Source organism: Ardenticatena maritima (assembly GCF_001306175.1).
In the GTDB taxonomy this organism is placed as follows: Bacteria; Chloroflexota; Anaerolineae; order Ardenticatenales; family Ardenticatenaceae; genus Ardenticatena; species Ardenticatena maritima.
Genome location: NZ_LGKN01000004.1, coordinates 398,476 through 424,815, shown reverse-complemented (window position 1 = coordinate 424,815; position 26,340 = coordinate 398,476). Strand labels below are relative to the sequence as shown.

General features: G+C 60.1%; 22 protein-coding genes. 17 read left to right on the top strand and 5 right to left on the bottom strand.

Annotation, left to right across the window (positions count from 1 at the left end; all coding sequences use genetic code 11):
• Positions 1-39 precede the first annotated feature (39 nt).
• From cimA to SE16_RS06625, 3 genes are all read left to right on the top strand, one after another.
• A complete protein-coding gene (gene cimA / locus SE16_RS06630; protein WP_054493904.1) occupies positions 40-1,617 on the top strand; it encodes a citramalate synthase in 1,578 nt (525 codons plus the stop codon).
• A 442-nt stretch (positions 1,618-2,059) separates the two neighbouring features.
• Complete coding sequence (locus SE16_RS15735; RefSeq protein WP_152918200.1) at positions 2,060-2,521, top strand: hypothetical protein; 462 nt, start codon at positions 2,060-2,062, stop codon at positions 2,519-2,521.
• 372 nt (positions 2,522-2,893) lie between these two features.
• On the top strand, positions 2,894-3,085 hold the full coding sequence (locus SE16_RS06625; RefSeq protein ID WP_054493905.1) for a hypothetical protein: 192 nt from the start codon (positions 2,894-2,896) through the stop codon (positions 3,083-3,085).
• Positions 3,086-3,201: 116 nt separating this feature from the next.
• On the opposite strand, the gene SE16_RS06620 is transcribed toward SE16_RS06625, so the two are convergent.
• Positions 3,202-4,707 carry an amidase gene (locus SE16_RS06620; protein ID WP_054493906.1) on the bottom strand — a complete coding sequence of 502 codons (1,506 nt, stop codon included), beginning with the start codon at positions 4,705-4,707 and terminating at the stop codon, positions 3,202-3,204.
• Positions 4,708-4,795: 88 nt separating this feature from the next.
• The gene (locus SE16_RS06615) at positions 4,796-7,705 is read right to left on the bottom strand and encodes an O-antigen ligase family protein (protein WP_060687395.1); all 2,910 of its coding nucleotides are present in this window, start codon (positions 7,703-7,705) and stop codon (positions 4,796-4,798) included.
• 147 nt (positions 7,706-7,852) lie between these two features.
• Between SE16_RS06615 and SE16_RS06610 the strand changes: the two genes are divergently transcribed.
• From SE16_RS06610 to SE16_RS06570, 9 genes are all read left to right on the top strand, one after another.
• A complete protein-coding gene (locus SE16_RS06610) occupies positions 7,853-8,881 on the top strand; it encodes a DHH family phosphoesterase (RefSeq protein ID WP_060687394.1) in 1,029 nt (342 codons plus the stop codon).
• 169 nt (positions 8,882-9,050) lie between these two features.
• Positions 9,051-9,431: a hypothetical protein gene (locus tag SE16_RS06605; protein WP_161804519.1), complete on the top strand. Its 381-nt coding sequence runs from the start codon at positions 9,051-9,053 to the stop codon at positions 9,429-9,431.
• A gap of 64 nt (positions 9,432-9,495) precedes the next feature.
• On the top strand, positions 9,496-9,900 hold the full coding sequence (locus SE16_RS06600) for a hypothetical protein (protein WP_060687391.1): 405 nt from the start codon (positions 9,496-9,498) through the stop codon (positions 9,898-9,900).
• Positions 9,901-9,964: 64 nt separating this feature from the next.
• Entirely contained in the window at positions 9,965-10,369 is a 405-nt protein-coding gene (locus SE16_RS06595) for a hypothetical protein (RefSeq protein ID WP_060687389.1), read from the top strand.
• A gap of 324 nt (positions 10,370-10,693) precedes the next feature.
• Positions 10,694-12,997 (top strand): ArnT family glycosyltransferase, encoded by a 2,304-nt coding sequence (locus tag SE16_RS06590; RefSeq protein WP_054493735.1) that lies wholly within the window; start codon positions 10,694-10,696, stop codon positions 12,995-12,997.
• Positions 12,997-15,795, top strand: coding sequence for a glycosyltransferase family 39 protein (locus SE16_RS06585; RefSeq protein ID WP_054493734.1), 2,799 nt, complete (start codon positions 12,997-12,999; stop codon positions 15,793-15,795). Before SE16_RS06590 ends, SE16_RS06585 begins: the two co-directional genes overlap by 1 nt.
• Before the next feature lie 124 nt (positions 15,796-15,919).
• The gene (locus SE16_RS06580) at positions 15,920-17,158 is read left to right on the top strand and encodes a cation:proton antiporter (RefSeq protein WP_054493733.1); all 1,239 of its coding nucleotides are present in this window, start codon (positions 15,920-15,922) and stop codon (positions 17,156-17,158) included.
• A 183-nt stretch (positions 17,159-17,341) separates the two neighbouring features.
• Positions 17,342-18,685, top strand: a complete 1,344-nt coding sequence (locus SE16_RS06575) for an NfeD family protein (protein WP_054493732.1) — start codon at positions 17,342-17,344, stop codon at positions 18,683-18,685.
• 77 nt (positions 18,686-18,762) lie between these two features.
• Positions 18,763-19,512, top strand: coding sequence for a response regulator transcription factor (locus SE16_RS06570; protein ID WP_054493731.1), 750 nt, complete (start codon positions 18,763-18,765; stop codon positions 19,510-19,512).
• Between the two features lie 45 nt (positions 19,513-19,557).
• Here the strand turns inward: SE16_RS06570 and waaF are convergent, their stop codons facing one another.
• Genes waaF through SE16_RS15955 form a run of 3 tightly spaced genes read right to left on the bottom strand, consistent with a single transcriptional unit; the run spans position 19,558 to position 22,998 of the window.
• Entirely contained in the window at positions 19,558-20,664 is a 1,107-nt protein-coding gene (waaF, locus tag SE16_RS06565) for a lipopolysaccharide heptosyltransferase II (protein WP_054493730.1), read from the bottom strand.
• A complete protein-coding gene (locus SE16_RS06560; RefSeq protein WP_060687387.1) occupies positions 20,654-22,858 on the bottom strand; it encodes a YfhO family protein in 2,205 nt (734 codons plus the stop codon). Before SE16_RS06560 ends, waaF begins: the two co-directional genes overlap by 11 nt.
• Complete coding sequence (locus SE16_RS15955) at positions 22,855-22,998, bottom strand: hypothetical protein (RefSeq protein WP_161804518.1); 144 nt, start codon at positions 22,996-22,998, stop codon at positions 22,855-22,857. Before SE16_RS15955 ends, SE16_RS06560 begins: the two co-directional genes overlap by 4 nt.
• A 62-nt stretch (positions 22,999-23,060) precedes the next feature.
• On the opposite strand from SE16_RS15955, the gene SE16_RS06555 reads away from it, so the two are divergent.
• The 5 genes from SE16_RS06555 (at position 23,061) to nuoK (ending at position 26,302) form a co-directional block, all read left to right on the top strand.
• The gene (locus tag SE16_RS06555; protein WP_054493728.1) at positions 23,061-23,705 is read left to right on the top strand and encodes a CYTH domain-containing protein; all 645 of its coding nucleotides are present in this window, start codon (positions 23,061-23,063) and stop codon (positions 23,703-23,705) included.
• 145 nt (positions 23,706-23,850) lie between these two features.
• Positions 23,851-24,204: an NADH-quinone oxidoreductase subunit A gene (locus SE16_RS06550; protein ID WP_054493727.1), complete on the top strand. Its 354-nt coding sequence runs from the start codon at positions 23,851-23,853 to the stop codon at positions 24,202-24,204.
• Positions 24,205-24,242: 38 nt separating this feature from the next.
• Positions 24,243-25,469: an NADH-quinone oxidoreductase subunit NuoH gene (gene nuoH / locus SE16_RS06545; protein WP_054493726.1), complete on the top strand. Its 1,227-nt coding sequence runs from the start codon at positions 24,243-24,245 to the stop codon at positions 25,467-25,469.
• Positions 25,466-25,969, top strand: coding sequence for an NADH-quinone oxidoreductase subunit J family protein (locus SE16_RS06540; protein ID WP_082374368.1), 504 nt, complete (start codon positions 25,466-25,468; stop codon positions 25,967-25,969). Before nuoH ends, SE16_RS06540 begins: the two co-directional genes overlap by 4 nt.
• 18 nt (positions 25,970-25,987) lie before the next feature.
• Positions 25,988-26,302 carry an NADH-quinone oxidoreductase subunit NuoK gene (gene nuoK / locus SE16_RS06535; RefSeq protein WP_054493725.1) on the top strand — a complete coding sequence of 105 codons (315 nt, stop codon included), beginning with the start codon at positions 25,988-25,990 and terminating at the stop codon, positions 26,300-26,302.
• Positions 26,303-26,340 lie beyond the last annotated feature (38 nt).

Sequence of the window (26,340 nt, the reverse complement as noted above, 5' to 3'; positions counted from 1 at the left end):
GGGAGAAGCCCAATCTTCAACTGGTGCAGGAGTGCTACCATGTTTGTAGAATTGTACGACACCACCCTTCGAGACGGCACACAGCGCGAAGGTATTTCTCTTTCGGTGGATGATAAACTGCGAATTACGCGCTTGCTGGATGATTTGGGCGTGCACTACATCGAAGGTGGGTGGCCTGGTTCAAACCCCAAGGATGCCGAGTATTTTCGACGTGTCCGCGAGTTGCCGTTGCGCACGGCGAAAGTGTGCGCGTTCAGTTATACGGGGCGCGCCGGTCTTGCCCCCGAAGACGACCCCAATTTGCAAGCCTTGCTTGACGCCGAAACCGAGGTTGTCACGATCGTCGGCAAGACGTGGACGTTGCATGTGCATGAAGTGCTGCGCGTCTCGCTGGAAGAGAATTTGCGCATGATTGGCGAGACTGTGCGCTACCTGGTAGCGCACGGGCGGCGCGTGATTTACGACGCCGAACACTTTTTCGACGGCTACCGCGCTGACCCCGCCTATGCGCTGGCGACGTTGCAGGCGGCCGCCGAGAATGGCGCGGAGACGGTGGTGCTCTGCGATACGAACGGCGGCACCATGCCCTGGGATATCGAAGCCATGACGCGGGCGGTCGTGGAAGCCGTGCCGGTGCGCATTGGCATTCACACGCACAACGACGCCGATGTGGGGGTGGCGAATGCGTTGGCGGCGGTGCGTGCGGGCGCTACACATGTGCAGGGCACGATCAACGGCTATGGTGAGCGTGTGGGGAATTGCAATTTGATTTCCACCATTGCCAACCTGAAACTCAAAATGGGCATTGATTGCGTGACGGATGACCAGTTGCGCCGCTTGACCGATGTCTCTCGCACGGTTGCCGAAATTTGCAACCTGGCGCACGACACCCACCAGCCCTACGTGGGGCAAAGCGCCTTTGCGCACAAAGCGGGGTTGCACGCCGACGCGACAGTCAAATGCCGCGAGAGTTATCAGCATATCGAGCCGGAATTGGTGGGGAACCGCACGCGCGTGCTGGTTTCGGAACTGGCGGGCAAGGGCAACATCCTTTACAAAGCAGGCGAATTGGGCTTGCCCGAAACGCTGGACAAAGAGCACGCCCGCCGCATTGTGCGCCGTATCAAGGAGTTGGAAGCGCAGGGCTTCTCGTTTGAATCCGCCGAAGCGTCGGTGGCGTTGTTGGTACGCCGTTCCATGCCCGATTACCGCCCACCGTTTGAATTGGTGGACTTCTTCACCGTTGTAGAGAACCGTGAAGGGCGCGGCTTACTGGCCGAGGCGAGCGTCAAAGTGCGTGTGGGCGATGAAGTGGTGCACACCGCCGCCGAGGGCAACGGTCCCGTCAACGCATTGGACGCGGCGCTGCGCAAGGCATTGCGCCCATTCTACCCGCAAGTGGATTCGTTCGAGTTGAGCGACTACAAAGTGCGCATTTTGGACGGCAACAATGGCACGGCCGCCACCACCCGTGTGTTGATTGATACGCGGTGTGGCAGTCGCCTCTGGACGACGGTGGGATGCTCCGGCAATATTATTGAAGCGTCGTGGCAGGCGCTTGCCGATAGCGTCGAGTATGGCTTGTGGGTGATGGAGCCGGTCGTGCAGGAAGCCTGAGTGCACAGCGTTTTAAACGCAAACCGCCTTCCTCTGTTGGGAGGCGGTTTTTTATTGTGGTGGGGAAAGTGAGAAGAAAATGGTGCATGTGAATAGTTAGAATTTTCAAAAAGCAATGAGTACAAATGTACTCATGAATTGAGTACACGTGTACCTATGCAGAAGAGGAAAGGTTTGTTAGAATAATTTTTTGCATATAAATGAATGAGCAAGAAGTGATTACCGCGATCTTTCGCCTGAAACTATGTAGTTTATTCATTTTTTGTACCATGGGATATGTATGTAAATACGACAACGGAATTTACTGGATTCCAGGCAGGTAATTCTTTAGTCACATTACAGCGTGGTGGATCTCAATGGGATCTCTTCCTTTGTATTTACCAGGGCTCTTGTGCAGCGATGTCGTGGTTCCCATCATCACATAAGGCAGAGGAGGCTATGAATGCGGTGGAGTAAATCTCCTACTCTTTTTGTAACAGTAGCGGCTATTGGCGTATGGCTCCTAAGTTTATGGACGGAATTACGATGGCCTTGGATTTCTCACGAACAGGGAGGCCCTTGGCCATTTTTCCCAACAATATTCTGGTGGAAATCATGGATTTACTGGGTAGTATTGTGGATGGGGCTGATTGGATATTGGTACATACGGCTATTTTATGCTCATACCGTGAGAGCACCAATTATTTTGGGAAGTGTTGCGCTTTTTCATTTTTTTGTTTACTTCTCTTTCAAAATACAAAGCCTACGAATATTTGAAGAAGTATTCCACTGGCTGGCAGGCTCGCAAATGTATGGTGCGTATCGTATTGTGGTTCAAATGAAAACCCCTTCATTTTTACTCTTGGGTATAAGTTGGTTATTCTTTACAGAAGTTTCAAAGTTTGTTTTTACTCGACATCGTTAGATGAGGCCGTTCGACTGAAGCGATGCCCAGTTGAGGGATATCGCCTCTATGGAAGCAGGCGGACAAGGGAGGTGATATTCCAAGACGATGTGTTCGATCCGGTCCGCTGGGGACTTTAGACGTGTTTTATTGTTTCATAGTGGGGAAAGAAAACCACCGCCTTCCTCTGTTGGGAGGCGGTTTTTTATTGTGGTGGGGAAAGTGAGAAGAAGATGGTGCATGTGAATAGTTAGAATTTTCAAAAAAGCAATGAGTACAAATGTACTCATGAATTGAGTACACGTGTACCTATACAGAAGAGGAAAGGTTTGTTAGAATAATTTTGCACGAGGATATGCCACAGCTCTAAACATCTCTAAGGAGGACTTTTGCATGATTGGCATGCCCGAACTTTCAATCTTGTTTTTGCTTATTTTCGTTGTCTATCCGCTTGTTGTGGTTTACACAGTGCGCCACACGATGCCCAAAGCCGCCAAATACATCATTGCGACCGTTCCGCTGGGCTTGGCTCCACTCATCGCAACAGTGGTGTTGATTCGCAAGGTGTGGTATGCCGATGCATAAAAGCCAGGCGGCATAAACGGCAAAAGTCATCCAAGCCGAATCATATCTGGGCGCACACGACTTTGAACGCAAACCGCCTCCCCATGTTGGGAGGCGGTTTCGTGTTGCACCAGTGTTTATTCTGTTTGGGAGGCTACCAGCGGCGGCATTTTGTGTTGCCAGGGGCGGGCTTGCTCCAATTGGCTGGCCAGGCGGAAGAGCGTGGCTTCATCGGCAAAGCGCCCAACAAATTGGACGCCAATGGGCAAGTTCTCGGCGTTCCAATAGAGCGGTACCGACATGGCGGGTTGCCCTGTGATGTTGAAGAGTGGTGTGTACGGAATGAAGTCGAACGTTTTGGCGGCAACCTGTTCCACCATGCCGACTTTTTTCAGCAATCCGACGAGGCGCAGACGGCTGGCAATGTTCATGAGTTGTTTTTCCAGCGCAGTGGGTTGGAGTGAGCCGATGGGGACAGGCGGCTGCGCGAGTGTGGGCGTCACGAGAATGTCATACTGTTCAAAGAATGCGCCCACCCGCCGGGCTGTACTCTGCATGTAGCGCACAGCCCGCACATACTCTTCGGCGTTTACCGCCCGCCCCAATAAGCCCAACGTCCAGGTTGCAATTTCAAAATCTTCACGGCGCGGTGTGCGCCCGGAAAGTTCGGCAAGGTCTTGGATGTCGGCGGCAACTTGCCCCGTAAGCATGGTCAGGAACGCAACCGAGAGCGCTTCACCGTCCACCTGGGGCGCGGCTTCTTCCACAATATGCCCCAAATCTTCCAGCAAACGGGCGGTTTCGGCGACGGCGCGTTTGCAATCTTCATGGACGTCGTGCCCCATGAAGGGGGTAGTGGTGATGGCAATGCGCAAGCGTCCAGGGTCGCGCCCGACTTCTTCAAGGAAGGGGCGTTCGGGCGGCGGCGCGAAGTAGGGCGCGCCTACGTCTGGCCCGGCGATGGCGTCGAGCATGGCGGCGCTGTCGCGCACGGAGCGGGTGAGCACGTGTTCAATGTTGAAGCCTTCCCACGATTCGCCAATCAGCGGTCCGAGTGGCGTGCGCCCCCGTGTGGGCTTCAGCCCAAACAGCCCACAACAAGAAGCGGGAATGCGAATCGAGCCGCCGCCGTCGCCGCCGCCCGCCATGGGCACCATGCGCGCGGCAACCGCCGCACCAGACCCCCCGCTACTGCCCCCCGGCGTGCGCGAGGTATCCCACGGGTTGCGAGTTGGTCCAAACAGTTCGGGCTCGGTGTAGGGGACGAGCCCCAGTTCGGGCGTGTTGGTTTTGCCCAGCACAATCACGCCCGCGGCGCGATAGCGTTTGACGAGTTCGCTATCAATCGTGGGACGCCAATCTTTCAGAAAGCGCGAGCCGTACGTGAGGGGTTCGCCCGCGTAAAGCGACATGAGGTCTTTCAGCAGGAAGGGCACACCCTTGAACGGTCCTTCGGGGAGCGGCTTTTGGGCGGTTTCGCGGGCGCGCTCGAACATGGTGTGCACCACGGCGTTGATGGCGGGGTTGCGGGCTTCGATGCGCTCAATGGCCGCGTCCACCAATTCCAGCGGGGTGATTTCACCACGGTGAACCAGGTCGGCGAGAGCGAGGGCGTCCAGTTGGTCGTATTCGGGGAAGCGCATGGGTCTCCTCCTTGAGCCTTGGGCGTTGGTGGTTGGTGGGCGCATTGTAAAAAAGGGGGGTGATGGTGGCAAGTAGCCAGAATGCCCTTCACCGCCGCTCGTCCACCCAGCCGACAACCGCCAGCGCCCACATCCAGATGAAAGCCAGGTCCACCAGAAAGTAGGAGTTGTCAATCAGCCCGTGCGCCAGCGTATCCACCATGAGCGCCGCGCACCCCCAGACCAGCGCCTGCTCGAACGGTTTGGGCGTGCGGCGTGTGCGCCAGACGCGCCGCCAAAACGCCACTTGTTGCCACACCAGCAATACCACGCCCATCATCCCCAGCGCAAGCCACCAGTGCAACAGAATGTTGTGCGGGTGGCTGAGGTTGGGTTCACGCCAGGCGGCTTTGTAGCGATACGCCGGATAGACGTAGAGGAAATTGTCGAGCCCGATGCCGCTGAGCCGATAGTCGCGCAACATGTCGAGGCTGGCTTGCCAGAGCAGGCGGCGCATGTACCACGTGCCCTGTGAGAGGTCGAACGCGCTGCGGATGCGGGGTGTGTCGGCAAAGGGCAGAAGGGCGAGCACCGCCACACCAATGCCTGCCAGCGCCATCAGGCGCGCCCGTTTGCCCGAAGCGAGCGCCAGGAAAAGCAGCGCGGCAGGTACCCCCAGCAGCCACGCCCCGCGCGAGAAGGTGAGAAAGAGGGCTGTGCCCAGCGGCACCAGTGCCAGGGCGTACCACCACCGACGCGCGCGCAGCAATCCGGCTTCATCCGTGCGGCGGTGGTAGTCCACGACCAGCATTCCCAGCACGAACGCCACCACGCGTCCCAGGTAGAGCGAGAGGTTGTTGGGAGAACCGTAAGGACCGCGCACCCGCCAAACACCTTCCGCTGCGACGACGTCGCCTTGTGCGGCTTGCCACAGGGCGTACAGCGCCACGAACACGCCCCCCAGCACGAAGGCGTCCGCCAGCCGCGCCATTTCTTCACGCGAAAGCCCCATGCGGCGCACCAGCCAGTAGAAGGCGGCGGGTTCGATGACCACCACGCGCCACTCGTTGGTGGCGGCGCCCTTGTTTTGCGCCCATGCCACCGAGAGCGTGCCGAAGAGGGCGAACACCAGCACCGCCCAGTCGAGTGCGTCGCGGGGGCGGAAGAGCGCGGCGAGCCAGGTTTCCCACGGTTCGCCTTTTGCCGCCAGGCGGCGCACCGTTTGCAACACCCAGACAGAGACAAGCGCCACGGTCAGCAGTTCGGGGATCGAAAAGCGCAGCAGGCCGAAGGCTTTCCCCCAAAGGAAAAAGGGCAGGGTGAGCAACGTTGCCGCGAGCGCCAGGTCGGGGCGCGCCCAGACGAAGAGCCAGACGACGGCGTAGCCAATGGCGCTGAGCACGGGATGGGCGGGCAGAAGCCAGAAGCCCGCCAGCACCACCGCGAAGATGCCGCGCTGTGCCGATTCGGGCAGGGCGCGGTAGCGGGTGTGCCATTCCGCCCAGGGCAGCCGCCAGAGCAAGTGAGTGAGCCGCACGCTGACGACGAGCGCCAAGAGTGCGGGCAGGGTGGCGGCGAGCCACCAGCGCCAGATGGGCGGCGTGTAGGTCACCAGCAGGGTGGCGGGTGGCGTGCCAACCAGCCGCACAGGGTGGGGCGTCTCTGGCGAGAGAGTGGCGAGGTGGTTTGTACCGGCTTTGGGCGTCAGGGTGATGCGGTCGGTTGGGGTTTCGATGGTGACGGTTTGGGTGGGGGGCGTCCCCCAGACGCCCAACAGGTGCGAGCCGCGCGCTGCAAATTCGAGCGAATTGGCGTTGGGTTCGGAAAGCGGCCAACGACCGGGAAGCCAGCGCCCCGGTGTGAGGTGGGCGTTGGCGGCAATCACGTCTGCCCAGGCGTCGCCCAGCGGTGTGGGCGCACCGTTGGCGTCGCGCAGGGCAAGCCCCCAGACGGGGTCGGTGGGTGGGGCGTCGGGTTGGTAGAAGAAAAGCCCCAGGCGTTGCACCCACGGCCATTCCAGGCGCGTGCGGGCGATGGCGCGTTGCAGGCGGTCGCTTTGGATGGCGGGGGTGTCGCTGCCCCACGGGGGCGGTGCGCCTTGCCAGTTTTCGGGCAGAGCAGCCCACCCCCCTTCGACGAACCAGGCGGGGGTGGCGGTGTCGCCGTGCGCTTCCATCGTTTCGCGCACCAGCACCATGCGCGACCAGTTGAGCACATGCTCATCCACGCGGCGGTCTTCGGGACCGGTCCAGAAGCCGTAGGCTTTGAGCGCCACCACGTCGAACGCATCCGCACCGCCGGCGGCATAGACGCCTTCGAGAAAGCGGACTTCGCTCATGTTGTAGCCGCCGGCTTCGCCGTTGGGGGCAAGCGCCGCCAGCACGATGGTGGCTGTCGGGTTTGCGTCGCGAATGGCGGCGGCGGTGCGCGTCAGCATTTCCGTGTAAGCGGCGGGGTCAATGAAGGCGTCGCCCCAGTGTGGGCGCACGTTGGGTTGGTCCCAGATTTGGAACGCCACGGGCGCGTCGGCGTAGCGTGCCGCCACGGTCTGGGCGAACGTGGCGAAATCGGCGAAGTCGTCAGGTGGGGCGGTCGGCCAATCGGGGGCGGAGGGACGCGCCCAGCGTGGCGCTTCATTGAGCACAAAGAGCACAGCGATGCCGCGGGCTTGCGCTGCTTCGACAATGGCGTCCCAGCGTTGCCATGCAAACCGCCCCGGTTGGGGTTCCACCTGCGCCCAGGGCATGGGCTGACGAATCCAGCCGATGCCCATCTGGTGCAGGTCGTCGAGCATGGCGGGAATGGCATCGAGCGGGACGGTGTGCAGAGCGGTTGTTGTGCCCCACGGCGTGGCGGCGCTGGTGTCGGGACGGAGTGGCGGGGGTTCACCACGCACAACGCCGCGCCAGCGTTCCTGGGTGGCGTCCCAAGTGGCGCGCGTGCCAATGACAAGCAACGCCAGCACGCAGGCGTAGAAGGCGATTCCAATCAGTTGGCGTGTGAGTCGCTTGGATGACATAAATGCCAAGGTCTGTCTCGTCTGGTTGGCGAGGATAGTAGGAGCACTTTTGACATTGACAAGTTTGCGCCTGGACTGGCTCTTGTAGTCCCTTTCGGGCGTGATAGAATGGCGGCATGAGACCAGCAGAAAACGTGGAGTGTGCCTATGCCGACCATGTCAAAACAGATTGAGCATCTTGTCGCCCTTTTTCACGAGAAGCGCAATTGGCTCGTGCTTACTCATAACGACCCCGACCCGGACGCCATTGGTGCGGCGTTTGGCATGGCGGTGTTGTTGCGCCATTTTCGGCAGAAAGGGCAACGGGTGACGATTGGGTATGGGGGGGTGTTGGGGCGTGCAGAGAACCAGGCGATGGTGCGGGCGTTGCGCTTGCGCATGAAACGCGTCGAACGGGACGATGTTGCCGCGTATGATGGCATTGTGCTGGTGGATTGCCAGCCGGGCGTGGGCAACAACCTCACCGACGAGGCGTTGCTTCCCGATGTGGTGATTGACCACCATCCGCGGGTGCGTTTGACCAGCGCTGTTCCCCTGCATGACGTGCGCCCTTCGTATGGGGCAACGTCCACGATTGTGGCGGAGTATCTGCAACAGGCGGGCGTGGCGTGGGAGCATCGCGTGGCGACGGCGCTTTTCTACGGCATCAAGACAGACACCCTGGGTTTGGCGCGCGGGGCGACGCAGGCGGACGCCGAAATGTACTTGCATTTGCATCAGTATGTTGAGCAGCGCATTGTGGCGCAGATTGAACGCGCACCGCTGCCGCGGCGCTACTTTCAGGTGCTGGCGGATGCACTGCACAGTGCAACCATCTATGGCGATATCATCATCGTGGATGTACACATTGTGCACCGCCCCGATATCATCTCGGAATTGGCGGACATGTTCTTGCGGCTCGAAGGCATCAATTGGTCAATCGTGATTGGTCAGTTTGATGAAACGCTTGCGATTTCGGTCCGCACGTCGTCGCCGGAATTGCGGGCGGGGCAACTGGTGCGTCGAGCAGTGGGGGCTCGTGGTTCAGCGGGCGGGCATAGCGTGATGGCGGCGGGACGCATTCCGTTGGAGGGGCGCGACCCTGTGGCGGAACGGGCGCGTTTGCATCGGCGGTTTCTGGAATTGCTGGGCGCGGAGCGTCGGCGCGGACGGGCGCTCCTGCAACGAGAGATATGATAAAGTTTGAATTTGTAAATATGAGTGGGTACAAATGTACTCATGAATTGAGTACGCGTGTACCTATACAAGCGTATTTTGGATTGCTATACTCACTGCGCAAAAGTTCTTTGCACCAAACCAAACTGTGAGGAGGCTACAAGCAGTGGAAAACACTAAACTGCTCAGAATGGCGACAATACTTTATGGATTTTTGGTAGACGGTATATTCGGGATTCTTCTTGTCTCATTGTATCTCAACGGCGATCTGACGTTAGTGGAGGGGCCGTATCGGTTTGAGGCGATGCTCTCGGATATCCAGACGCTTCTTATGATGTTTTGGGGCATCTGTTTTGTGCTCTTGGGCGTTTGGCGAAAGCAAGAGATAGGCGTACTTTGCCTGGTACTAGTGATAGTTGATATGGTTTTCATCGTATGGGGCCACATGAGCGATGGAAATCCAATGTCGTTCATAGTATGGGGCATTATTTTCGATCTCTTCCTTTTTGTGCTTCCCACGGTTCTTGTGACCAAGGCACTTACTGATAAAACCAGCGTGTTGGCTGCGTGAGCGTTCTGCATGAAAGGGCTGCCTACTGGCAGCCCCATGATGACCGTAAAGGAGGCTACAAGCAATGGAAAACACCAAACTGCTCAGAATGGCGACAATACTTTACGGATTTTTGATGGCCGGTATGTGGGGGAGTTTTCTTGTCTCATTGTATCTCAACGGCGATCTGACGCTGGTGGAGGGACCGCATCGTTTTGAGGCGATGCTCTCGGATATTATCGCGCTGCTCATGATGTTTTGGGGCATCTGTTTTGTACTCTTGGGTATTTGGCGAAAGCAAGAGATAGGCGTACTTTGCCTGGTACTAGCGATAGTTAATATGGTTTTTATTGCATGGGTTCACATGAGCGATGGAAATCCAATGTCATTCATAGTATGGGGCATTATTTTCGATCTCTTCCTTTTGGTGCTTCCCACGGTTCTTGTGACCAAGGCACTTACTGATAAAACCAGCGTGTTGGCTGCGTGAGCGTTCTGCATGAAAGGGCTGCCTACTGGCAGCCCCATGATGACCGTAAAGGAGGCTACAAGCAATGGAAAACACCAAACTGCTCAGAATGGCGACAATACTTTACGGATTTTTGATGGCCGGTATGTGGGGGAGTTTTCTTGTCTCATTGTATCTCAACGGCGATCTGACGCTGGTGGAGGGACCGCATCGTTTTGAGGCGATGCTCTCGGATATTATCGCGCTGCTCATGATGTTTTGGGGCATCTGTTTTGTACTCTTGGGTATTTGGCGAAAGCAAGAGATAGGCGTACTTTGCCTGGTACTAGCGATAGTTAATATGGTTTTCATCGCTTGGGGCCATATGAGCGATGGAAATCCAATGTCGTTCATAGTATGGGGTATTGCTTTTCATTTCTTTCTTTTTGTGCTTCCAACGGTTCTTGTGGCCAAGGCACTTACTGATAAAACCAGCGTGTTGGCTGCGTGAAAGAGGCTTGCTTGTCGGCAGAACCCCAATCACCGTACTTTACGGATTTTTGGTGGTCGGTATCTGGGGGAGTTTTCTTGTCTCGTTGTACCTCGGTGGCGATCTGACGCTGGTCATTGTTTTGAGGCGCCGCTCACGGATATTATCGCGCTTTTCATGCTGTTTAGGGGTATCTGTTTTGCGCTCTTGCGCTTCTTGATCAAGTTGTAAAGGAAGCAACCAGCCAACATAGCCCCGATTTGGTGCTTCCTCAACGCTTGCTATAATCCCGACAGTACGCTACGAGACGCGGCTTTGTGCCGCGTCTTTGCATGTGGAGAGATGATGCGCGTCCATTTGGCGGAAGAACAACGTGCGACACACCGCATCGCCGGAAGCAGGCGTTGGTTTCTGGCGGTAGTGCTCTTTTTCCTCTTTGCCGCGGGGGTGTACGATTGGGCGACGCCCTTTTTTGAGAAGCCCGACGAATCGGAACACTTTTATTTTGCGCTTCATTTGGCACGCGAACAGCGCCTGCCTGTGCAAAGCGCCGCCTCAAAATCAACACCTTGGAAGCAAGAAGCAAGCCAGCCCCCACTTTACCATTGGCTTGCCTCATTGGTGCTCTGGCCGTTGCGGGACGAGATTCCCTACGACGCCCTGGCGGAAAACCCGCACGCTGCGATTGGGCAACCGCTTGCACCTGACAACAAGAACGCCTTTCTCCATCCCCCCACCACAGAACTCCCCGCCGCCTTCGTGTGGGGCGTTCATCTGGCGCGGTGGCTTTCGGTGGTCATGGGGGTGCTCACGGTCTGGGCCACCTGGCGCATGGCGCGCCTGTTGCTCCCCACCATGCCAGAAACGGCGCTCTTCATCGCCGCTTGGCTGGCGGCGTTGCCCCAATTTCTCTTCATCAGCAGCGCCGTCAGCAATGATGCCACGGTCACCGCTCTGGCGACACTCTGTCTCTGGATGCTTTTGCGAGCCATCCGCTTTCAGGGGCTTGCGTGGGGCGAAACGCTGCTCTTGGGCGTGCTGGCGGGGGCGCTGGCGCTGGCCAAACTGAACGGGCTCTTCTTTCTGGTGGTTGCCGCTCCGGTGTTGCTTCTGCTGGAATGGCGCGGCAAGCCTGCACCCCATCGCGTGCGCCCGCTGGTCGTGCTGGTCGCCATTGGCGTTGGCGTGCTCATCATCGCGGGCTGGTGGTACTGGCGCAACTGGACGCTCTACGGCGACCCCACAGGCGTTTCGGCGATGTTGGAGATTGTGGGGCGGTATAGCAAGCCTCGCTCCTTTTCCTTCATGCTGTGGGCGTTCAGCGGCTTGCGCTTTTCATTTTGGGGCGTTTTCGGCTGGTTCAACATTCTTGCGCCCCGCTGGTGGTACACCCTGCTCGATGTGTTGACGCTGGCGGCGCTTGTGGGGCTTGGCGTGCAGGCGTGGCGGGTTTGGCTGCGCCGCCACAGTATCGCATGGCGCACCGCCCTGATGTGGGGCGTGGTGCTGGTGTGGCCGCTTCTCATCCTTGCGGGGGTGTTCAACTGGGCGCGTATCACGCCGGGGGCGCAGGGGCGTTTGCTTTTCCCCGCGCTCGCTCCGCTCATGCTGCTTTTGGGCGTCGGGCTGCGCACCATCACGCCCGCACGATGGCGTGTGCGGCTGGCATGGCTCGCCTGCTCAGCCTGGGCGCTCTCGGCGCTCTGGCTCCCGCTGGGTGTGATTCGCCCCGCGTACACACCACCGCCGCATGGCGAGCAGATAGCGTTGCCAGACGAAATGGTCCGTCTCAACTGGCGCACCGGCGCGATGACGCTTCTGGGGTACACCATATCGCCGCGCGTGCTTGAACCGGGAGCGATGGCGCGCGTTGTGCTCTACTGGCAAGCCGATACCCCGCTTCACGAAGCGTACAGCGTGAGCACCAAATTGTACGGCTACCGCGACGAATTTTTGGGGCAACATGATTCCTACCCCGGTGGGGGAACATACCCCACCACGTTCTGGCAAGTGGGCGAAATCGTCACCGACCCACACTGGATACCCGTCTCCGAGACGGCGGATACGCCGGTACTCGCCGCGTTGTGGGTGAATGTGTATCGCTATGAGACGCGCGAGCCACTTCCCTGGCTGACGCCCGAAGGTCGCCAGCCGTCGTTGCCCGCTGTCGGGCGGGTTGTTATCAAACGCCCTGCGTTTGGAGAACACACCGCGCCACTGGCGACCTTCGATGACGGCATTGCCCTTCTCGCGCATGAGGTGGCGCTTGACGGGGCGCAGGCGGCTGTGCGTCTCACATGGTTGGCGCAACAGCCCCCCTCGGCGGGGTACACCGTATTTGTGCACCTGGTGCCGGCGGATACACTCACGTCGCCGATCACACAGGCGGATGCGCCGCCGCGCGACGGGTTCATGCCCACATGGGCGTGGCAGGCGGGCGACCTGGTGCCGGACGAGCACATGTTGCCCTTGCCGAATGATGTGCCCCCCGGTGTGTATGCCATTATCGTGGGGCTCTATCATCCCGAAACCGGGCGGCGGCTTGCAGTGACGCCGCGCGATGCCGTCTTTGGCGACGCTATACCTGTCGCCCGCCTGATGTTTGACGGCACAACATGGCGTTTGGACGACGACGCACAGGAACGATGATGACCAGAACGCATACAACACGCTGGCGTTCCCTTGCCTGGGTGAGTGTGCTCATCTTGACGGCGTGGTTCATTCGCACGCAAGGGCTTTCCGAGCGCACCTTCTGGCAGGATGAAGGATTGACCCTCTGGCAAATTCGCCAACCCCTGGCGGTCGTCTGGTCGGGGGTGATTGAAGTGCAGGGCGTGCCGACCCAGAACACCCACCCCCCGCTCTACTTCCTGCTGTTGTGGGCGGTGCGGCACGCCATTGGCATGAGCCCTTTCGCCGTGCGCCTCTTCTCCGTCTGGTGGAGTCTGCTCACCATTCCGCTCCTCTTCATCGCCACCGCCCGCCTTGCTGGGCGGCGCGCCGGCGGCATTGCGGCGGCTTTGGTTGCCCTGAGTCCGCTCTACCTCTGGTATGCGCAGGAAGTGCGCATGTATGCCATGCTGGTGGCGCTGGCGGCGTTGTCGCTCTATGCGCTGGTGCGTCTGGTGGAAACCCCCACCCGCCGCACAGTCGCTTTGTACCTGTTGACTGCCGCGGCGCTTGCGTGGACGCACTACGCGGCGCTTTTCTTCCTGGGCGCGCAATTTGTCTTCTTGTTCTTCACCCTGGGGCGGCGGCATATACGCCTCTACTTGCTGGCGGCGGCTGTTGCGGCGGCGGTAGTCGCGCCGTTCGTGCCCTTCATCATCAAGCGCCTGGGCGTTGTTGAGCGTGATTTCTTCTTCGTGCCGCTCCATGTCATGGCGCGCGACCTGCTTCACGGGTTTACGGTGGGCATTTCGCTTCCTGTGACGTATTCCACACCCATTGAAGCCATTGCGGTGCTGGCGCTGGTGTGGGGCGCGTGGAGCGTGGGCGGACGCACGCGCCACTGGTTCCCAGGGCGCAGCCGGTGGCTGGCGGCGACGGCGTGGCTGGGGTTGGTGGTTCTGCCTGTGCTGGCGATGTATCTGGCGGGGTACGTCAAGCCGATGTACCAGGGCGTGCGGCACCTCATGGTCATCAGCCCGGCGTTTTACCTGCTGGCGGGCGTAGGCTTGGCGGCGTTAGCGGCGCGTCATCGTGTGGGCGCGGCGGCGAGTGGCGCGTTGCTCGCGTGCTGGTTGCTGGCGCTGGGCGTGAGCACGGCGGCGTACTTCGTTGATCCGGCGTATCAGAAGGATGATACACGCGGCATGTTTGCTTACATTGCCGACCATTTTCGCCCCGGCGACCTGGTGGTGTTGCACGATCCGGTGCTCTCGCATGTGCTGGAATACGAGCAACCTACCTTGCCGTGGACGGCGTTGCCGCGCTACGGCACGCATGCTGAGATGCCTGTGGCGCGTCAACATTTTTCGGACACACTGCAAAGCGCCGAACGCATTTGGTATGTGCATAGCCCCGGCAACTCGCTCGCCGACCCCGATAACCTGATAGATGCCTGGTTCATGCAAGCCGCCGACGTGCTGGACGCGCGCTTCTTCCACGGGCAAACGGTGGCGCTGGGCGTGACATACTACGACCCGCACGGCGCGGTTGCCGACAGACCGCAACCGACGAATGTACCGCTCAACATAGCCTATCCCGCGGAAGGGCTGCGCCTTGAAGGCGCGCGGGTTCCTTCGCGTGAAGTGGCGGCGGGCGAACGCTTTTTCTTCGACCTGGTTTGGTACAACGAGCGCCCTTTGCAACGCAACCTCAAAGTGAGTGTGCGCCTGTTCGCCCCCGACGGCACGCTGTGGGTGCAGGAAGACCAGTTCCCATTTGCGGGATTGTCGCCAACAACAACTTGGTCGCCTGGGAGTTATCGGCGTTCGCCGCACAGCGTGCGTCTTCCCATGGGCACGCCGCCCGGCGTGTATGAAGTGCGTTTCTTGCTCTATGACGCCGAGACCGGCGAGCCGCTGGTTCACGCCAACGGTTCGCCCGACGTTTCGCTGGGGCAGGTGCATGTGCAACCCAACCCCCATCAGGCGGAATGGCGCGCGCCGGTGCGCCTGCGTGGGCAGGCGGGCGAGGCGCGTTTGGTGGGGGCTGACCCCTGGCCCGAAACGGTGCGCGTGGGGCAATCTGTGGCGCTTGCCTTCTACGTGGAAGTGCCCCCCGCCTTGGCGGATGCCTTCTTCGACGTTGAATTGGTCGCCGAGGATGGCACGCGCCTGGCGCGCGCCGAAGGCACAGTGCTCCCTGCATTCGCCGAGCCGTCGCGTCTCACCGCGCCCACACTTGTGCAGGTGCGGCGCACGCTTGCGGTTTCGCCGTCGGGTCCGGCGGGCGATGCCGTGGTGCGTGTGCGCCTGCGCGATGCGCGGGGCGAACCGCTACCGTGGGCGCGCTGGTGGGGGCTGCGCCGCACTGAGTGGCTTGCAGTGGGGCGGTTGCGTGTGGAAGACCGCCCGCGTCGGTTCGAGATGCCGGAGCGAGGGACGCCTGTGGGGGCGGCGTGGGCGCAAGGCGTTCAGTTGGCGCGCGCTGAATGGCCGGCGACCGTGCGAGCGGGTGAAACGGCGCCGGTGGTGCTCATCTGGCAGGCGGGCGGTGCCACCGAAGCGCGCTTCAAAGTGTTCGTCCACCTGCGCGACGCCCAAAACCGCGTGGTGGCACAGCATGACGCCGAACCGGCGGGCGGTGAAGCGCCCACCAACGGGTGGCAGGCGGGCGAAATCATCGTGGATGAGCACCTGGTCAATGTGCCGGCGGAGACGCCGCCGGGCGAATATGGGCTGTACGTGGGGCTGTACGATAGCGTGAGCGGCGCGCGGTTGCCGCTGGCTGAGGGGGGCGACGAGTGGCGCTTGGGCGTTGTTCAGGTGCAAGCCCCGTAGCCCATTTGGGCGGGAAGGGACTACACAAACGGAGGTTGAGTCTATTTCAGATGGGGCTATAATTGGACTATCACGCTTGACACCGGCGCGCCAGGCCGTGCCGGTTTTTTTATGGGAGGGAGATATGTCAGCAACATTGGTCTTGTTTCTTACATTGTCAATTGTCTTGTTGACAGCGAAGGGGCTGGGGTGGCTCAGCACCCGTTTCGACCAGCCGGCGGTGCTGGGGGAATTGCTAGCCGGCTTGATTTTAGGACCGACCGTCCTCGGCTTGCTTGGCTGGCCGATCTTCGCCGAACACCATGAAACCATGCAAGAAACGTTCCACCTCTTGGCGGAACTGGGCGTGCTGGTGCTCATGTTCCTGGCGGGGCTGGAAATCGAGCCGGAGGAATTTTTTCGCAGTGGCGCGGTTGCCGTCTGGGCGGGGGTTTCTGGTGTGGTTGTCCCGCTCGTGTTGGGGGCGTTGCTGGCGCTCCTGTTCGGCTATCCGGGCCTGGAAGCGGTCTTCATCGGCATTATTCTCACCGCCACAAGCGTGAGTATCTCCGCGCAAACGCTCATGGAGTTGGGCTACTTGCGTTCCAAAGTGGGGATTGCGCTGCTTGGCGCGGCAGTGGTGGACGACGTGTTGGGCATTCTCATTCTCAGCCTCTTCGTCGCACTGGCGGGGGCTGGTTCCACCGGCGCGGGCTTGGTGTGGCTGGTGGTGCGCATGGTGCTCTTCCTCGTCGGCGGCTACGTGGTTGGGCGTGCGGTGTTGCCGCGCTTTGTCGAGTGGATGGATGAAATTCCGCTCGCGGAGTCCATGGTGGCGGCGGTGCTGGCCATCATGTTCATCTACGGCTGGGCGGCGGAAACGCTGGGCGCCGTCGCGCCTATCACGGGCACTTTCCTTGCGGGGCTCATTCTCACGCAAAGCCGCCTGCAACACAAAATCGCCGACCGGCTTTTCCCCATTGCGTTTGGCTTTCTGGTGCCCGTTTTCCTGGTCAACATTGGGTTGAACGCCAATTTGCGCGTGTTGAACCAGCAACAATGGCTCTTCGGGGGGTTGCTGGTGCTGGTGGCGGTGCTTGGCAAAGTGGTGGGGTGCGGTGTCGGCGCACGGCTGGGCGGCTTTGAACCGCGGGCGGCGTTTCAACTGGGTGTTGGCATGATTTCGCGCGGCGAGGTGGGCTTGATTGTCGCCACCATTGGGCTCAGCCAGGGCGTTATCGGCGCCGACATTTTCGCCGTGACGGTGCTCATGGTGCTGGCGACAACGCTTCTTACACCGCCCTTGTTGCGCTGGGCACTGCGCCTTTCGCCGGAAGAGGTGTTGGAAGAAAGCGGCGAACCGCTACCGCTGCACGAACTCTAAAAGCGATCGTGGCGTCGTTTCCCAAGCCGCTCCGCACACGTGGGGCGGCTTTTGGCTTTTGCCGCATGGTGCGGCAACGCATGATGCCGGGGAGACGTACAACAAAGAGGGCTGTTGTTGCTGGGCGTAGTGTTGGTACAATAGGATCAACACAATGGCTAACGAAAGGGGAAGGTGATACCGATGAACACAAAAGGGCGCACGCTCTGGTCGTTGACGGTGTTGTTGTTGCTGGTTTGGGCGAATATCGTTCACCCGCTGGCGGCGCTGGCGCAAAGCGAACGCCCGCAGGTGCTGGTACTCACGTTTGAGGGGCCTGTCACACCCGTTCTGGTCTCGTACTTGGAACGTGCGGAGAAAGAAGCCCTGCAACGGGACGCCGAGTTGATTGTCTTGCGGCTTGACACGCCCGGCGGCTCTGTGGAGGTGATGGGCGATGTGGTGCGCCACCTGGACAACGCCCAAGTGCCGGTGGCGGTCTTTGTCTGGCCGAGCGGGGCACGGGCGGCTTCGGCGGGGACGTTCGTGGTGCTGGCGGCGCATGTGGCGGCGATGGCGCCCAAAACCACCATGGGCGCGGCGTCGCCGGTGGACGCTAGCGGTGCCGAGATGGACGAAACGCTGGCGAGGAAAATCACCAACGACCTTGTCGCCAGTATTCGCGCGCATGCCGAACGGCGAGGACCCGACGCCGCGGAATGGGCAGAACTGGCTGTGCGCGAAGCCGTTGTCGCTACGGCGGATGAGGCGCTGGAATTGGGGTTGATTGATGCCATTGCGCGCGATGTGCCCGACTTGCTTGAACAGGTGGACGGGGTGAGCGTGGAAGTGCAGGGGGAACCGCACACATTGCACCTGCGCGATGCCGTCATCGTCGAACTGCCCATGACGCCGCTGGAACAATTCCTGCACACCATTGCCGACCCCAACATTGCGCTGTTGTTGCTCTCGCTGGCGGGGGTCGCCATTCTCATCGAATTGCAAAGCCCAGGCGGCTATGTCGCGGGCATTTTTGGCGTGATTGCCCTGGTGCTCGGCTTTTATGCGCTGGGCGTGCTGGACGCCAATTTTGCCGGCTTGGGCTTGCTGCTGTTGGCGTTCTTCCTCTTCTTCCTGGAAGTTCTTTCCCCCTCGGTGGGGGTGTTTGCGCTGGGGGGCGGTATTGCGTTTGTGCTTGCGGGGCTTTTGCTCTTCAACGGGCGTGAGTACGCCACCGTGTCGCTCCCCTTCCTGCTGACAATGGCGGTGCTGCTGGTGTTGTTCTCGATTTTCGTGCTGACCACAGTGGTGCGCTTGCGCAAAAAGCCGCCCGTCACGGGACAGGAGGGCATGATTGGACTGGTGGGGGTGGTGCGCGAACCCCTGACGCCGGAAGGCATTGTGCATGTGCATGGCGAAGTCTGGCGCGCGCGGAGCCTGAACGGCACGCTTGACGTGGGGCGGCGGGTGCGTGTGGTGGGGCTGGAAGGCATGACCTTGCTCGTCGAACCGGTCGAAGACGAAACGCCCACGGTAGCGAGCACCTGAGCGGCGATTTTTCGGTTGGTCGGCTTTCTGGTATGCTCTCCCCATGAATTCGCGCAAACGACGCATGGAGCCACGCTATGAGTGAGAGCAAAGCGAAAATTCTCATTGTGGATGACGAAGACCGCATGCGGCGCTTCATTCGCATGAACCTTGAATCAGAGGGCTTTCTGGTTGAAGAAGCCGCCGACGGGATGGAAGCGCTCGAAAAAGTGCGCGATTGGCTGCCCGATTTGGTCTTGCTGGATGTGCGCATGCCCAAATTGGATGGCTTTGAGACGTTGCAGTACATTCGCGAAGTGAGCGACGTCCCCGTCATCATGCTGACGGTACGCAACGATGAAGAAGACCGCGTGCGCGGTTTGGATTTGGGCGCCGACGACTATCTGGGCAAGCCGTTCAGCCCGCGCGAGTTGGTCAGCCGCATTCGGGCGGTGTTGCGGCGCACGCGCCAGGTGGAAACCGAAGAAGGCTTGCTCAAAATTGATGATTATCTCACGATTGATTTCCGCAATCAGGAGGTGATTGTGGGGGGGAAGCGGGTCAAACTGCGCCCCACTGAGTGGAAGTTGCTCTACCACCTGGTGAAGAATGCGGGCTGGGTGATGACGCATGACATGTTGCTGGCGAAAGTGTGGGGGCACGAGTACCAGGGCACGCCGGAGTATGTGCGGCTGTACATCACCTATCTGCGCAAAAAAATCGAACCCGACCCCAGCAACCCACGCTACATTTTGACCGAGTACGGCACGGGCTATCGGTTTGTGGATTACAAGCGTTTGCAGAAAGAACAGCAGGAATCGAGCGCACAAGACAAGCCGAAAGAGTAAAAGGTTGCCCTTGGCAAAACGGCCACCCTGCACGGGTGGCTTTTTTTATGCCGACGCCGCGCCGAGGAGGTGCTCGGCGGCGGCAATCACTTCATCCACCGAGACCGCTTCAATGGCGCGGTTGGGGCAACAATCGGGGCGGGCGCGTCCATGCTCAAAACAGGGGTTGCACCCTACGCGGTGCCAGAGCGTGAGGCTGCGCGGGGTGTAGGGCGCGTAGCGGGCGGGGTCGCTGGGGCCGAAGATGGCGATGACGGGCGCGCCGCACGCCGCGGCAAGGTGCATTGCGCCGGTATCGTTGCCGATGAAGAGCGCCGCGCGTTCCAGCAGAGCGCCTGTTTCATCCCATGAAAGCGTACCGGCAAGCGATTCCGCCCATGTGCCGGCAACGTCGCTCGCCAGCGCCTGGTCGTTGGGTCCACCGATAACCACCACGCGGCGTCCCTGGGCGGCAAAGTGGCGCGCCACCGCCGCAAAGCGCGAGGCAGGCCAGCGCTTGCTGAGCAAGACCATGCCGGGATTTTCGCCCCCCGCCGGGTGAATGACGATGGGGCGCGTTTCGCCCAGCAGGGCGTGTATGCGTGCGCGCGCCGTTTCAGTGGGGTAGAATTCACTGCGTACGCCGTCGGTGGGGACGCCGACAACACGCGCCACGTCAAGGTAGAGTTCGGCTTCGTGGCGAAGTTCGGCGGGCACCGGTGCAGTGTGCGTGTGAAAAAGCCCTCGCCCGCCGGAATCAAGCCCCAGGCGTTGCGGGATACCGGCAAGCGCCGCCAGAAGTCCCAGCAGGGGGGAGCGTTCAAGCACGATGGCGGTATCGTAGCGCCGCCGGCGTAGGTGGCGTGCGAGCGTCAGGAATTCGCGCCAGGTGTAGGCGCCCCCACCCAAAACGTTGCCGCTTGCGATGAGCGCATGCAGGCGGGGGTTGTTCACCAGCATGGGGCGAGCGTGTGCGCCCACCAGCCACTCAAATTGGGCGTGGGGAAAAGCGCGGTGGAAGGCGGCAAGGGTGGGCGTCGCGAGCAGGACATCGCCCACACAGCACGGTTTGATGATGAGCACGCGGCGCGGTGGGCGGAATGTGCGGTTCTGCCAGGGGCGGCGTACCGCTGACGCCAACCACAACGCGCGTTCCAGCCCGTTAGGCCGCATGGGCTTCCTCGCGTCTGTGGCTGCGCCACGCCCAGAAGAGCCCCCCACACCAGAGCAACCACGCCACGCTGCTGACGCCCAGCCCCAACAGCCAGCGCGGTGGGCGGTAGGTGAGCGTCAGCGTGTGTTCACCGGGGGGGACGGGCACGCCAATGATGAAGCCGTCGGTGCGCAACCACTCAACGGGTTGACCGTCGAGCGTGGCGTGCCAGCCAGGGTCGGCGATTTCCGCCAGTACCACAAACGTGGGCGCTGACGCCTGCACCCCAACCTGCAAGAAGCCGGTGCGCTGGTCGAGCACGTTCACGGTGGCGGTGCCTTCCACAGGCGGCGGGGAGACTTCCACTATGGCGGTGGTGTACGCGTCAAAGTCGCGGTCATCCACACGGTCGGCGATAGCGTCATCGTCGGTCATCTGCACCAGCGTCGCCACCGACCAGGCGCGGGGGCGCGGTTCGCGCACTTCCCAGAGGAAGAACCCCTCTTCTTCGTAGAGACGCGAGAAGGCGTTGGGGTCCAGGTTGGGGTCCTGGCTGACGACGTACTGCACCGCGAGCAGTTTCCACTCGTACCACGAATCAATGGCGTTCAAGAAGCGGCGTGTGCGTTCCAGGCGCAAAGGGTTGTTGCCGCCTAGCGCTTCGTAGCCGTACAGCATGCCGGCGTTGCCTTCGGGCGGAAGCAGGCTGGCGTCGTTCACGCGGTGGTGGCCGGCGGTCTCGGCAATCACGTTGTAGAGGGTGCGTTCAGGCCAGATGGTTTCTGGTGGGGGACCCTGGTGATAGCGTTGATTGACGCTCATCAAGTTGAATGCCAGCACCACGGTGAGCAGGCTCGCCGGCACAAGGGGGTGCGGCGCTTCTTCGGCAAAGGCGACAATGAGCCATGCGAGCGAACCGAACAGTGCCAGCATGAGGATGCCGTTGGTCAACGGGCTTTCGAGTGCCATGAGGGCGAAAACCAGCACCCACCCAACGGCGGCTACTCCTGCGCTCAGACGGGCGGCGGTTGCGCGAACCGTGTTTGTCGGGGTCATCAGCGCCAACAGCCCCCAGCCGACCAACAAGGCTTGCGCTACGCTGAACATGAGCAGAGCGCGTTCCTGGTTGCGCACGGCGTTCCAGCCGGGGAGCAGCAGGTAGGCGATGGCGTAGAAGGCGCCTGTGCCGCCAAATGCGAGCAGGAGCGAAAGCAGTCCCACGCTGAGCCAGAACCATTTTTCAAGCGATGCATGCCGGCTTTTGAGGGCGGCGACGAGCAGAACGAGGACGATGGGACCCAGATAGAGCGGCGTACCGATGTCCGCATTGGGGACGAACAGAAAAATCACGTCGTGCCAGTTCAGCCCAGGGCTGACAAATTGAAAATCGAGTTGCTGGCGTTCCGAGCGAGCAATGAAGTCGAGTGTGGGGAGCAGTTGAACAGCCGCGAGGGCAATCCCTAGCGCGAAGGGCAACACCAGCGTGAGCAGACGATGCGACCATGTGCGCACGGGGGCATGCCACAAGCAAAAGAGCGTGTAGGCAAAGCCCAGATACGCCATGTAGAGCGCACTTTGGGGGTGTCCGGCAAGCAGTGCCAGCGCGAAGACGGCGGCGGCAAGCAAAGCGAAGCGTATGCGTTCCCGGCGCTGTTGGCTGAGGGCGGCGCGGCGCAATGTCCACAGCCACCAGGGCGTCCACGCGATCGTTTCCATAATAGCGACTTGTTGCACGGGGAAACCGGTGAGATACCCGCCCAAGCCGAACGCAAGCGCCGCACCAATTGCCGGCAGGCGCGTTTTTGTTTGCAGGACGGCGCGCGCGAGGATGTACATGCCGATGGTTGCCCATGCGACATGCGCAATCACTTCCCATTCCAGCGCTATGAGGGGCAGTGAACCACCGTGCAAAAGAGCGTTCAAGACGGCGGGGGGATAGAGCGCCGCCATTTGGGGGTCTGCCAGACCGGGTTGTCCACCCCAAATGTGGGGATTCCAGAAAGGCAGGCGGCCGGCGGCCAGTTCACGCGCGGCGAAGGCGCGGAGCGGCCAGTATTGATGGGTGAAGTCGCCGATGGGAAAGATACGGCGGTCGGCGGCGTTGGGCGCCCAGACGCGCCAAAAGAAAAGCGCCACAAGGAGCGCCAACCCGATGACAATCCCCCCGTCTTTGTTGACAATCTGCTGAAATCGCTTGACCTGTTTCGCGTTCATTGGTTGCTCCTCGGTTGCAAGCGCTCCATTCTATAAAACTCGTTCAGACTGGCAATTGCCCCCTGCCCTGGAAAAAACTCGCGTTTGACAAAGTCTATAAACGGGCGATGATAGCCTGCACAATGCAAAATCCGTTTCATCATGAAGAGATTTTGTGTTTTGTTTGTGAGCCGAAAGCTGACAAATCGAAAGGAGTTCGACCATGGGCGTTGAATTTGAAGTAAAGTTTCGCCTCCCATCGGGTGGTTGGCATTCTTTTCGGTCGCTACAAGAGTTAGGGCGCTTTCGGCTCAAACCACTGCCGCCGATCCAGGTGCATGATGTCTATTACGACACCGCGGCGCGTGAATTGTTGCATGCGGGCTACGGCTTGCGCTTTCGCACCAGCAAGGGGCGCACCGTGGCGACGTTGAAGACGTTGGCGACGGTCACACCCGAGGGTGTGCAACGCCGCAATGAAATTGAAGCATTGCTCCCCTCACCCACATTGCACGTCCATGCGTGGCCCCCTTCGCGGGCGCGTGATACCCTGCTGCAGTTGATTGACACGCTGCCACTGGAAGAGCTGTTTGTCATCGAACAGTATCGTGAGCGAAAAGCCGTGATGCAAGGGGGGCGTTTCTTGGCGGAATTGTTCCACGATCGGGTCGAGTTGCGCGCGGGGCACTTGACCGAAACCTGGTATGAGCTGGAAGTGGAGCGCCGCCTGGACGCCGACGAAGAGCACTTGCACGAGATTGCTACCCTGCTTCAGCAAGAATTTGGGTTGGACATTGAACGGCGTTCCAAATTCCACCGTGGTTTGAAGTTGCGTGAACGGCTCGACTTGACGCGCTTATCTTCGTGAGACGTCCGCGCCGACTTTGTGAATAAAGGCGCTTGCGGTGAAATGAGATTGTGATACAATGCGCAACCGCGCGAGAGGGGGCCAGTCTTTCCCCCTGCTTTTCCCAAGTTCAACTCGTTGGATCCAATGATGGAGGACCTCTAACATGCGCGAATACGCAGTTTTGGGGGCTTTTTTGCTTGTCGGCATTATCTTGCCGGCCGCAGTGGTGATTGGCGGGTGGTTGTTGGGGCCCAAGCGTGCCAACCCCGTCAAAAACTCCACGTATGAATGTGGTCTTGAAACGGTCGGCGAGACCTGGATTCAGTTCAAAGTGCAGTACTACGTGTACGCCCTGATTTTCGTGATTTTCGATATCGAAGTGGTCTATCTCTACCCGTGGGCGGTCGCGTACAACCGTCTCGGGCTCTTCGCGTTGGTGGAGGCGCTGATTTTCGCCGGCATCCTCGTTGCAGGGTTGTTCTACGCGTGGCGAAAAGGCGCGCTGGCGTGGTTCTAAACACCAAACGCGCTTTTTGAATGTCCGAGGGAGGATCCATGCAGCAACTCGATCGCTTGTTCATTACGATAGGGGATTGGTTCCATTCACTGCTGGCGCAGTGGCTGCCCGAACCAGTGGTGAGCGCTATCGGTATGTTGTTGAGCGCGCTCATCATCATGACGATTGCCGCCGTGACCATGCTTTACATGACCTATCTGGAACGTAAGGTCGTGGCGCGCATTCAGGACCGTATCGGTCCCAACCGCGTCGGTCCGTTTGGGGTGTTGCAGCCCATTGCCGACGGGATCAAGATGTTCACCAAGGAAATGATTGTGCCCACGCAGGCGCACAAGGTGGTCTACAACCTGGCGCCTGTGCTGGCGGTGACGCCCGCGATGATGGCGTTCGCCGTCATTCCGTTTGGGCGTGATATGGTGGCATCGGATTTGGATGTGGGGTTGCTCTACCTCATCGCGGTCAGCTCGGTGACCGAAATTGCGATTGTGATGGGGGGCTGGGCAAGCCGCAACAAGTATTCGCTGTTGGGTGGCATGCGTGCCGCCGCGCAAATGCTCTCGTATGAAATCCCCATGGTGCTGGTGGTGCTCAGCCTGGTGCTGATGGTTGGGTCGCTGCGGTTGAGCGACTTTGTGGATGTGCAGACGGTGCCGCTGGCGCTTTTGCAACCCTTCGCTTTCGTGGTCTTCCTGATTTCCGCCGCCGCTGAAGTGGCGCGTTCCCCGTTCGATATTCCCGAAGCCGAATCCGAATTGATTGCGGGCTATCACACCGAGTACGGGGGAATGCGCTTTGCCCTCTTCCAGATGGCGGAATTCGTGGCGGCGTTGGGGATGGCCTGCATCATGGTGACGCTTTTCCTCGGTGGGTGGCGCTCGTGGATTATCCCGCTGCCCTCGTGGCTCTGGTTTGTCATCAAGACGTTCATCCTCATCAACGTCTGGTTCTGGTTCCGTGGGACGTTCCCGCGCTTGCGCATTGACCAGTTGCAATCCCTGGCGTGGAAGTTCCTTGTACCGGCTTCGTTGCTGCATGCGATTATGACGGCTGTGCTGGTGACGTTCTTCCCGCTGGTGAAGGATGGGCAATTGGTCGTGCAAGGTGCTGAGTGGTTGACAACGACAGTCGTGTACTTCGTGGCAAACGTGGTGTTGCTCTTCGTGCTGATGGTGCTTTATCGCCCGTATGTGCGCCGCACGGTGCGCCAGTTGCGTGTGGCAACGCCTGCCGCGACGGCACGACAGCAGGAGGTGCAGGCGGCATGACACTGGAACAAGGCATTTTCATTCTCGCCAGTCTGCTCATGCTGGGGTCGGCGCTTGCAATGGTGACGGCTCGCAGCATGTTCGTAGCCGCACTCTGGATGATTGGCACGTTTGCCGGCGTGGCGGTGCTCTTCATCCTGTTGAACGCCGGCTTTCTGGGGATTGTGCAAATCCTCATCTACATTGGTGCGATTGCGGTGCTCATTTTGTTCGCGATTATGCTCACCCCCGACGTCATGGGGCTGAAGCCAGGCCCGCGTTACACAGGGCAGTGGCCGCTGGCGGCTGTGATGGCTAGCACCCTGGCGGCGGTCATAGTGCTCTTGCTGGTGCGCGCTGGGAGCGACTGGCGCATTGCCGACCACGCACCTGATGTAGCCAACTTTGCCGTCCAATTGGGTGAAGCCTTCATGACGCACTACCTCTTGCCGTTTGAGGTGGCTTCGGGGGTGTTGCTGGTGGCGTTGATTGGCGCGTTGGTGATTGTCAGGGACGAATAAGCAGAGGCGAGGAGACCTATGTCGAGCATTCCGTTGAATTGGTATCTCATTGTGGCCGCCCTGCTCTTCTGTATTGGCTTGTTTGGCGCCCTTTCGCGCCGCAATGCCATTGGGATTTTGATGGGTATCGAGCTCATGCTCAACGCGGTCAATATCAACCTGGTGGCATTCTGGCGCTATGTGGAGGTGGACGGGCTGGCCGGGCAGATGTTCGCTATTGTGGTGATTACGGTCGCCGCCGCCGAAGCGGCTGTGGCGCTGGCTCTGGTGCGTGCGCTCTATCGCTCGCGCGATACCGTCAATGTTGAAGAAATTGATTTGCTGAAGTGGTAATCATCGAGGCGTGCAGACCATTGAGTTGGTGAGGCGAC